Origin of the sequence: Protofrankia sp. CiP3 (assembly GCF_917627345.1) — a bacterium.
Lineage (GTDB): Bacteria > Actinomycetota > Actinomycetes > Frankiales > Frankiaceae > Protofrankia.
Genome location: NZ_CAKJTM010000049.1, coordinates 28,936 through 39,009, shown reverse-complemented (window position 1 = coordinate 39,009; position 10,074 = coordinate 28,936). Strand labels below are relative to the sequence as shown.

Here is a 10,074-nt window from a genome sequence, read left to right as displayed (position 1 = left end):
GGACTGCCCGGCCGCGGCACCGGGGCCGGTGCCGGTGCCGCGGCCGCCCGGCCCACTTGGCCCGCCTGGCCCAGCCACCGGAACCGGGCCGAGCACATCGGCGCCGGCCGGGAGCTCAGCGGCCGCGATCAGTTCGGCGACCGGGCCGGCGGCGCCCTCGACAGCGGCGATCCGGGTCGCTGGCGGAAAGCCGAGGGCCGCACGTTCGTCCTGCTCACGATGGATGAACCAGCCCGGGTCCCAGCGGGTCAGCGCCTGCACCACCGCCAGGCCGACATCGGCGGTGACGATGATCCGGCCGCCGTCGGCGGCCGGCCGCGCCAGCGCCGCCGCCGCGCACCACCGCCGCAGGGTCTCCTCGGCCGCACGCAGGTCCGTGCGGCCGAGCAACGCCCAGGTGTCGAGCAGCAGGACCGCGCCGTAGCCGCCGTCGGCGAGCGGCTCGGCGCCCGGCGTGGACACCACCAGAACGGGCGCCGCCGCGACCGTCGCCAGCACGCCGTCCCGGCCGGACGTGCGGACCGTAACGCCCGGGAACGCGCGCCCGAGTTCCTCGGCGGTCCGCCGGTCGCCGACGACGGTCACCCGCAGCCGCGCGTCCTCACAGGACGGGCACCGCCATCCGGCGGCCTCCGCCGACGGCCGGCTGGTGAGATCAACGGCGGGGCGTCCACACCAGTTACAGGCCGGCGGTCCGGCGCCGCTCGGGCGCCCAAGCGGCCCCTGGCAACGGCCGCACCGGGCTGGCCGGCGGCAGCCCGCGCAGGCCAGCGACGGCTGGTACCCGCGCCGCGGCACCTGGACGAGGACCGGCGCGCCGGTGGCCAACGCCTCCCGGGCCGCCCGCCAGGCGAGCGACGGCAACCGCGCGGCCCGCGCCGCTGGATCTCTGGCCTCCTCGAAGTCCGAACCGGTGGCTTCCACCCGGGCGGCCGCGGCCCGCACCACCGGCCGCGGCGGGACCAGCGCACCCGCCCAGCCGACGCGAACCAGTGCCTGCGCGTCGGCCGACGGCGACCACCCGCCGATGAGCAGCCCCGCCCGTTGCTGCCGGGAGCGCAGCACCGCGACGTCACGGGTGTGGGGATAGGGAGAGCGGGGTTCGGCGTGCAGATCGTCCCCGTCGTCCCAGACAACGATCAGGCCAAGGTCCCGGACCGGTGCGAACACAGCCGCGCGGGTGCCCACCACGACCCGTGCGCTCCCCCGCCTGACGGCCAGGAAGCGGCGGTACCGTTCGGCCGGGCCGAGATCAGCGCTGAGCGCGGCAAAACCGGCCGCGCCGAGGACACCCCGCATCGCGTCGGCAACACGGTCGATGTCGCGGTGATCGGGGACGACGATCAGGACGCCCCGGGCCGACCGGACCGTGGCGGCGGCGGCCGCGGTCACCATCGCGGGCCAGGACGGCCCGGGCAGTGCCCACCACACCACCCGGGGGCTGCCGCCCGCGGCCAGATCGGCGATCATCCGTTCGCCCTCCGGATACCGCGACCAGGCGCCCGCCGGCAGGTCACCAGACGGCAGATCGGTAGCCGGCGGGTCGGCAACTGGCGGGTCGGTAGCCGGCAGCGGCTCCTTTTCCACCCGGGCATGCCGGGGTGGGACCGCCAGGCGGAGCACGTCGGCAAGGGTCCCGGCATAGCGGTCGGCCACCGTCCGGGCCAGTTCCGCGATCTCGGGTGCAAGGATCGGCTCCGGCGACACGACACGGCTCAGGAAGGTGAGCGTGCCGGTGTGCTCCGACCGCTCGCACCGGTGGAGGATGAACCCGTCCACGAGCCGGCCGGCGAAGCGAACCCGGACCCGCGCGCCGGGGACCGCGGCCTGCGCCCACCGCGCCGGCACCGTGTAGTCGAACAACCGGTCCAGATGAGCATGTGGCACGTCCACCACTACCCTGGCGACCGGCAGGTCGCCCGCTGGCTCCAGCGCACCCGGACCGGTGGCCCGCGCCGGGCCCCGGACCGTCCTGGCGCTCACTGTTGGGCGGGGTACGCCAGGCTGTTCGGGCATACCTGGTTTAGTACCAGGCACCGCTGACAGGCCCGACCGCGGACGGGCGCTCAGCGGCCCTATCCATCACGTTGCACGCCACAGGGACTGGCAGATCTGGAACTACGTGGCCGGCAGATCTGGAGCTCAGCCTTTGGCAGATCTGGAACTGAGTGGCTGGCAAATGTGGAGGTCAACTATCATCGAGCGGTGAGTACGCCGCTGCGGGGACTGGTCGAGCGGCGTCTGCTTCCCGTCATCGAGAGCCGGCTGGCCGAGGAACCCGTGGTCCTGCTCCAGGGTCCCCGGTCGGTGGGTAAGTCCACCCTGCTGCGGGGCCTGGCCGCCAGCAGGGGAGCCGAGATCGTCGACCTGGACGACGTCGCTGTCCGGGATGCGGTCGCCAGAGATCCGGGGACGTTCGTCGCCGGGCCATCCCCGGTCTGTATAGACGAGTATCAGCATGTCCCGCTCGTCCTCGACGCGATCAAAGCCGAGCTGAACCGGGATGGCCGGCCTGGGCGCTTCGTGCTGACCGGTTCGGCGCGGCACGAAGCACTTCCCCGTGCCGCCCAAGCCCTCACCGGCCGCCTGCACCGCCTGCCCGTCTACCCGCTCTCTCAGGGGGAGGTCGCCGGGGTCCACGAACATTTGCTGGATGACCTTTTCGCCGACCCGGTCAACGCCGTCAGCACCCCGCCGTCGACGACGACACGCGAGGAGTACATCGACCGAGTCGTGACCGGCGGGTTCCCACCGGTGCTTGGCCGCGCCAGCCTTGCCTCCCGGGGGCGCTGGTTCGACGACTACGTCCGCCTCAGCGTCGAACGCGACGTCCAGGAACTCAGTAGCATCCGCCAGGCTGCGGCCCTGCCGGCGCTGCTCGGGAGGCTGGCCGGCCAGACCGCGCAGATTCTCAACATCACCAGCGCGGCGGCGGGAACCCGGCTCGACCACAGGACCGCCGACAGCTACGTCCGCCTGCTGGAAGCAGTGTTCCTCCTCTACCGTCTCCCTGCTTGGAGCACCACCCTCATTGCCCGGTCCACGGCTTCGCCGAAGATCCATATGCTGGACTCCGGGGTTGCGGCGCGGTTGCTGCGCCTGACACCGCAGAAGCTGGCCGCCCGCAGCCCAGCCGCGCTGACCGAATTCGGGCACCTGCTGGAGACGTTCGCCGTCGGTGAGCTCCTCAAACAAGCATCCTGGGCCGACTGGGTCAGCGGGACCGGCCACTGGCGGACTCGGGACGGTGACGAAGTTGACCTCGTCGTCGAACGCGACGACGGAATGCTGGTCGCGTTCGAGGTCAAAGCCGCCGGCCGGGTTCCCGGCTCGGACCTCACCCCACTTCGCAAGCTCCGCGACGCCACCGGCAACGCATTCCTGGCCGGCGTGATTCTCTACCTCGGCGCACGGTCCTACACCTTCGAAGACCGTCTCCATGTCATGCCAGTCGACCGCCTATGGGCCCCCTGACACGGCGCCTGTGTACGTCGACGTCCGGCAAGCGACCTGCAGCCTTCGTGACCGTGAGTAGTATCGTCAGCACGCGAACACAGGGACAATCTTCGAGCGGCGATGTCGGCACAGCAGCTGATTCGACGCATGCCGCTCGGCGGCGAGCTGGAAGCCGAACAGCTGCGCCCGCGTCGGTACGACCAGGACCACCGCAGCCGCCCTCTCTGCCAAGCTGGTTTGAGACAGAACGATCAGTCTGTCGGGTGTGGTGAGCAGGGCGATATGCCGATCAGGATCCTGTGACGTTGACCATGAATGACGTGTTGTCGGGCAGTCCAGAAAGACCGGGCGGAAAAGGGAAGAAGGAATCCGGGCGGGCTTGATCGGCATTGCCCTCCTCCCGGCCGCTGGTTCATAGAGCTGCCGGTCCTCACGGCTTCGGACCATTCCTCTCCCATCCGCGTCATGGTCCCTCGTCGTCTCGGAGGGACCAACCTGTGGCAAGAGCAAACAGGGCGGCGTGGCCGCCACCCTTTCGTATGAGAATTTGAGGCCGGCCGCGCGACGGCTGTGGTCCTGATGTTGGCCGGTTGACTGTTGCGGCCTTCAACCGCCGGTTCTCCGCCGACTCCGGCGACGCCTTAGAGCGACCGGCAATAGGGACGCGGCGTCGCGGGGCTGGGGCACGCACCTCGCCGCGTTGTCGTCGGTCGCCACCCAGCACCAGGGTGACTCCCTCCGCCGCCTCGCGATGCACGCACCCCAACCCCGCTCCTTGATCCACGCCCCTATTGCCGGGCGCTCTTAACCGGCCTGGGCGCGACCGTCGCACCCAGCGCACCCCGGTCCCGCGCCCGGCGCCATTTACCGATGTGCGTGTCGTACAGCCCTTCCCTACTCGCCACACCCGACGGACTGATCGTTCTGTCTCAAACCAGCTTGGCAGAGAGGGCATCAACATGGGACCCCACCGAAGGCCAAACGAAACTCAAATGAACCTGCCGAGTAGCATTTGCCCGCCCACCGTGAAACCGAGCGACCGGTCTGGCTGCGGACTGCCTTCTACCCCTGCGACCAGCGAGAATCCGCCCTCCGAGCGCGTGGACGCCCACGGACGTGCAGCGCCCGCCCAGCAGATCTGGGTGCGGCGCAACCCGTCACCGCCGTGCCGACCCCAAATGCTCCCGCTCTGTGGTTTCATTTGAGACATGGTCCAAGATGTGGGTCAGATCATCGAGACCTTGCGCGCGGCCGGCGGTGACTCGACCAACGTGGAGGTTAAGTCGGCTGAGGGCGGGCTGCCAGACTCCCTGGCCCCAACGCTCAGCGCGCTCGCCAACCAGCCCGGAGGCGGCACGATCCTGCTCGGCCTCGACGAGCGAAACGACTTCCGGCCGGTCCGCCTGCCGGATCCGCAGAAGCTCAAGCAGGGACTAGCCGACAAGGCTCGGACGTTCACACCGCCAGTCCGCCTGACCATCGACGATGCGGTGTCCGAGGGCAGGACGCTCGTCCTGGCGCGGGTGCACGAGTGTGACCTATCGATGAAGCCCTGCCGGGTCGGTGGAAGCGGTGTGGCCTACATCCGCGCGTACGACGGCGACTACGCGCTCAGCCAGCTGGAGGAACAGGCTTTCCTCGCCGCTCGTCAGGAGCCCCGCTTCGACCGCGCTCCCGTCCAGGACGCGACGCACGATGACCTCGATCCAGAACTGGTTGACGGGTTCCTCGCCGAAGTGCGCCATCGCGACCCGATGGGAGTAGGCCGTTTCGGCGATGATGACGAGCTCCTCCGCCGTGCCGGCGTGACCGTCGATGGCGGACAGCCGACGGTCGCCGGCCTGCTCGCGCTTGGCGTGCATCCGCAGCAGTGGTTCCCGCGCTACTCCATCCGGGCAGCGGCCGACCCGCTGCCGTCCGATCCCGCGGGGACGCGCGCACGCAGCCAGGCCTCCATGAGTGGCGCCATCCCCCGGATGCTCGATGCCGCATTGGAATGGGCCGGGCGCACCTTCGACACCACGATCGTCTCCCTGTCCGATGGCACCGTGCACGACCGGCCCGTCTATCCACTCATCGCCTTCCGGGAGCTGGTCGCGAACGCGCTAGTCCACCGGGATCTCGATCATTGGTCCGCCGGCATCGCCATCGAGGTGCGACTGCGCCGGGATCGCCTCGTGGTGGCGAACCCCGGCGGGCTATACGGAATCACCATCGATCGGCTGGGCCGCGACTACGTGACCTCGGCGCGCAACGCCCGTCTTGTCGATATCTGCCAATATGTGCGGTCCCCGAGGACCGGCGCCCGGGTCATCGAAGCGCTGGCGACCGGAATCCCCACGATCACGGAGGCGCTCGCAGCCCAGGGCCTGCCGCCGGCGCACTACATCGACAACGGCATCCGGTTCACCGCGGTTCTCCATCAGAGCCCGACCAGACCGGTCCTCACTCACGCCGAGCAGCGGGTACTCGATGCGATCCATGACGGCATCGAGACCGCGAACGACCTGGCGGCCGAGCTCAACGTGACCGCCCAGTATGTTCGCAGAATCCTCCGCGCGCTACGCGACCGCGGCCTGGTCATGCAGGAAGGCGGACGGGGACGACGGACCTTCTACCGCCCCACGGACCAGTAACGCGTCTCGCGCGTAGTGCCGACGTGATCGGTTCTACCCCTTGGGGTAGTCATGATCTGGGACCGATCCGGTGCTTCTCGGCATCGCGGGCGGCCGGCTCCTGCAGCCCTTTGGCGGCCCTGGTCGGTTCTGCTGGTGGTGCTGGCAGATCAGGCGACGATGTCGTCGGGGACCTCGGCCGGCCCGGGGTCGGCCCGTGGGACGTCGCCGGTGAGCGTCATCCCCTGCTGTTCGAGCCAGCTGGCGACGGTCAGCTCCGGGACCGGCGGTGCGCCGACAGAACTCGAGGCAACATCGCGTCACCCAATGCAACAACCGACCCATCACCGCAGCTCAGGCGGCTGGAAGCTGAGCGCTCCGGCGGACCGGGCGGGCGCGAAACGCACTGCCGCAGCGCAATCACAGAAACTGCCGAATGTTGCATCAGATGCAACACTGCCTATTTACGGGCGGATCGTCAGCTGATGGCGCGGCGGATGAAGAGGCGGGTGGCCTGCCAGAGGAGGAGGCCCGTGGCGGTGGCCAGAACGGGGTAGACGATCAGGAGGCTGAGGTGGGGCTGGGTTGGTGACGGCTGCGCGGAGTCCTTCGCTGGCGTAGCTGAGGGGGTCGGCGAGGGCCAGGCCCTGGACCCAGGGCTGACCGCCTGGCAGCTGTGTGGCCCTGTGGAGTGGGACCGGCTCCTTCTTCCGCGGGTGGCCCGGCGCATCCGCGCCTGCGTGGACGCGCTGCGCACCGGACACACCGTCTATCTGCAGGACGGCTGGCCGTCGGCGATCCCGGCCGGCTGACCGGCCCCGGCCGGTAGCGACAGCGTCGTCGATGGATGGGGAGCGATGACGCGAGCGACGCGCAGGGCGCACCCGCAACGCGATGCCGCGTCGTCCGCTGCTGCCGGTCGCTCTCAGGCGGGCCTGATGGATCGTCGATCGCGCGGACCGGCGCCCACATCAACCCCATCCATCGGGCACGCGCTAACCGCGGACTGCTGCCGCCAGGTTGTCCGCGCGCGATGTCGACTCCCAGGTGAAGTCGAGCTCCGGACGGCCGAAGTGACCGTAGGCGGCGGTCTGGGTGTAGATGGGCCGCAGCAGGTCCAGGTCCCTGATGATCGCAGCCGGCCGGAGGTCGAACACGGTCGTCACAGCGTCCTGGATCTGTTCGTCGGGCACTGTGCCGGTCCCGAAGGTCTCGACGAACAGGCCGACCGGCTGTGCCTTGCCGATGGCATAGGCCACCTGGACCTCGCAGCGGCGGGCGAGCCCGGCTGCGACCACGTTCTTGGCGACCCAGCGCATCGCGTACGCGGCCGAGCGGTCGACCTTGGACGGATCCTTGCCGGAGAACGCGCCACCGCCATGACGGGCCATACCACCATAGGTGTCAACGATGATCTTACGTCCGGTGAGACCGGCGTCTCCCATGGGACCACCCACCTCGAACCGGCCGGTCGGGTTCACCAGCAACCGGTGCCCCGCCGTGGTGATCTCAAGCGCGGCCAGCTCCGGGGCGACGACATACTCGGCGATGTCCGGCGCGAGCAGGGTGTCAAGATCGATATCGGCCGCGTGCTGGGTGGAGACGACCACAGTGTCCAGCCGGACCGGGCGACCGGCCGAGTATTCGATGGTGACCTGGGTCTTGCCGTCTGGACGCAGGTAGCCGACCTTGCCGTCCTTGCGGACGGCGGCGAGGCGGCGGGCGAGCCGGTGCGCCAGCGCGAGCGGCATCGGCATCAGCTCAGGCGTCTCGTCACAGGCGAAGCCGAACATCAGTCCCTGGTCGCCGGCACCCTGCCTGTCCAGCTCGTCGTCGCTCGAGCCGCCGATCCGAGTCTCGTGAGCGGTGTCGACGCCCTGGGCGATATCGGGTGACTGCGAGCCGATCGACACGCTGACGCCGCAGGAAGCGCCGTCAAAACCCTTCTTGGACGAGTCATAGCCGATCTCGAGAACACGCTCCCGGACAACAGCCGCGATATCCACATAGGTGTCTGTGGTGACCTCGCCCGCGACATGGACCTGACCAGTCGTGATCATTGTTTCGACCGCGACACGGCTGTACGGGTCATCCTTAATCATCGCATCGAGGATGGAGTCACTGATCTGGTCAGCGATCTTGTCCGGATGCCCCTCGGTAACGGACTCGGAAGTAAACAGGCGCATCGCCACGTTCTGACCCCCTGGGAGATCCAGTCGATTCCGACGAAGTCTACCGACGGGTACTGTCGGATACAGCGGTAACGGGGCCATCCGCGGGCGCGAGTCGCGCCGTGACCAGGTCGAGCACCCGGTGCGAAAGAAGATCCTTGCTGGTTCGTCCGATCACCGTCTCGGTGCCGTCCGAGCCGAGCACCACCGCCGCGTTGTCCTCGACCTCGAACCCGAGCCCGTCACCGACCTGATTGACCACGAGCAGGTCGGCTCCCTTACGGGCGAGTTTTTCCCGGCCGAGATCGAGAAGATCAGCCCCTGGCCCGCCGGTCTCCGCGGCAAAACCGACGAGCAGCTGACCCGGCTGGCGCGCGGCAACCAGTTCGGCCAGGACGTCCGGGTTACGGACCAGCGCGACGGGTTCCGGGTCGCCATCCGATTTCTTGATCTTATGGGCCGCCCGGGTGACGGGCCGGAAATCGGCGACCGCCGCCGCCATGATGACCACGTGGGCCGTTGCCGCCTCCGCGTGCACGGCGGCCCGCAGCTGCGCGGCCGAGACCACTCGGACGGTGTGGGCTCCCGCCACCTCCGGAAGAGCCACGTTGGCCGCCACCACGACAACCCGCGCGCCCCGGGAGAGCGCCGCGGTGGCCAACGCGTAGCCCTGGCGGCCACTCGAGGAGTTGCCGAGGAAACGGACCGGGTCCAGATGCTCGCGAGTACCACCGGCGCTGATCACGAACCGGTACCCGGTCAGGTCCGGCATCAGCCCGGCTGCCGGGTCCGTACCGTTGGCGTTGGCGTTGGCGGCTGATCCTGCCCGCGCCAGCACCGCCCGCGCCAGCGACGCGATCTCCGCCGGTGCCGGGAGCCGGCCGGCACCGGAGTCCGCGCCGGTCAGCCGGCCGACCGCCGGATCAATGACCACGCAGCCTCGCGCCCGAAGCGTCCCCACATTGGCCCGGGTCGCCGGGTGCTCCCACATCTCGGTGTGCATCGCCGGCGCGAACACGACCGGACAGCGCGCCGTGAGCAGGGTGGCGGTGAGCAGATCGTCCGCGCGCCCGGTCGCGGCGCGTGCGAGAAGGTCAGCCGTGGCCGGGACAACCAGGACGAGATCGGCCTCACGCCCCAGTGACACGTGCGCCACCTCGGCCGCGCCAGCCCACACGCCGGTCGACACCGGATGGCCGGACAGCGCCGCCCAGGTCGGCTCACCGACGAACCGCAACGCCGAGTCGGTCGGCACGACCCGGACGTCATGCCCGGATTCGGTCAGCTGGCGAAGTACCTCGACCGCCTTGTAGGCCGCGATCCCGCCGGACACACCCAGCACGACGCGCGGGCGACGCGCGGACGGCGCCGGAGGCGCGCCCGGCTCCAGGCTGCTCAGGAGACCGGTGGCAACGGCTCGCTGACGGTCTCGTGCGTCAGCAGACCGGCGTTGATCTCACGCAGCGCGATGGACAGCGGCTTCTCCTGCGCGCTGGCCGTCTCCACCAGCGGACCGACGTACTCCAGCAGGCCCTCGCCCAGCTGCGAGTAGTAGGCGTTGATCTGGCGGGCCCGCTTCGCGGCGTAGATCACCAAGCTGTACTTGGAGTCGGTCGCCTCCAGGAGCTGGTCGATCGGTGGGTTGGTGATGCCTTCAGGCTCTGCGACAGTGCCGGACACGGTGTCCTTCCGGAAAACGCGGGGGCGGCCAGCTCACGGCGAGCCGCCATCATGATTGGAGTTGGCCGGGGCGGTGGAGAACCGGTTGGGCGCGGTTCACGGCGGCCCCGTGGGCCTCGGTTCACAACGGTAGTGCCCACAGCGTAGAACAG

Annotated in this window: 8 protein-coding genes; 3 read left to right on the top strand and 5 right to left on the bottom strand. The window is 69.7% G+C overall.

Translation table 11 applies throughout. The annotated features are described in order from the left end of the window. A partial coding sequence (locus MJ797_RS16605; RefSeq protein ID WP_239335830.1) for a primosomal protein N' occupies positions 1 to 2,016 on the bottom strand: 2,016 nt, incomplete at its 3' end. A gap of 189 nt (positions 2,017 to 2,205) precedes the next feature. On the opposite strand from MJ797_RS16605, the gene MJ797_RS16600 reads away from it, so the two are divergent. Further along, positions 2,206 to 3,474: an ATP-binding protein gene (locus MJ797_RS16600; protein ID WP_374582403.1), complete on the top strand. Its 1,269-nt coding sequence runs from the start codon at positions 2,206 to 2,208 to the stop codon at positions 3,472 to 3,474. A gap of 66 nt (positions 3,475 to 3,540) precedes the next feature. Here MJ797_RS16600 and MJ797_RS16595 read toward each other — a convergent pair whose 3' ends face one another. After that, a complete protein-coding gene (locus MJ797_RS16595; RefSeq protein WP_239312698.1) occupies positions 3,541 to 3,846 on the bottom strand; it encodes a hypothetical protein in 306 nt (101 codons plus the stop codon). A gap of 818 nt (positions 3,847 to 4,664) precedes the next feature. On the opposite strand from MJ797_RS16595, the gene MJ797_RS16590 reads away from it, so the two are divergent. Together MJ797_RS16590 and MJ797_RS27015 are read left to right on the top strand one after the other, a co-directional pair. Next, complete coding sequence (locus MJ797_RS16590) at positions 4,665 to 6,092, top strand: ATP-binding protein (RefSeq protein ID WP_239335822.1); 1,428 nt, start codon at positions 4,665 to 4,667, stop codon at positions 6,090 to 6,092. Positions 6,093 to 6,757: 665 nt separating this feature from the next. Next, entirely contained in the window at positions 6,758 to 6,883 is a 126-nt protein-coding gene (locus MJ797_RS27015) for a hypothetical protein (protein WP_255739076.1), read from the top strand. A gap of 183 nt (positions 6,884 to 7,066) precedes the next feature. Here MJ797_RS27015 and metK read toward each other — a convergent pair whose 3' ends face one another. The 3 genes from metK to rpoZ are packed head-to-tail and all read right to left on the bottom strand — an operon-like array spanning position 7,067 to position 9,922. After that, positions 7,067 to 8,263 carry a methionine adenosyltransferase gene (gene metK, locus MJ797_RS16585; protein WP_239335821.1) on the bottom strand — a complete coding sequence of 399 codons (1,197 nt, stop codon included), beginning with the start codon at positions 8,261 to 8,263 and terminating at the stop codon, positions 7,067 to 7,069. Between the two features lie 40 nt (positions 8,264 to 8,303). Beyond that, a complete protein-coding gene (coaBC, locus tag MJ797_RS16580; RefSeq protein WP_374582401.1) occupies positions 8,304 to 9,641 on the bottom strand; it encodes a bifunctional phosphopantothenoylcysteine decarboxylase/phosphopantothenate--cysteine ligase CoaBC in 1,338 nt (445 codons plus the stop codon). Beyond that, positions 9,638 to 9,922 (bottom strand): DNA-directed RNA polymerase subunit omega, encoded by a 285-nt coding sequence (gene rpoZ / locus MJ797_RS16575; RefSeq protein WP_239335819.1) that lies wholly within the window; start codon positions 9,920 to 9,922, stop codon positions 9,638 to 9,640. Before rpoZ ends, coaBC begins: the two co-directional genes overlap by 4 nt. Between the last annotated feature and the right edge of the window lie 152 nt (positions 9,923 to 10,074).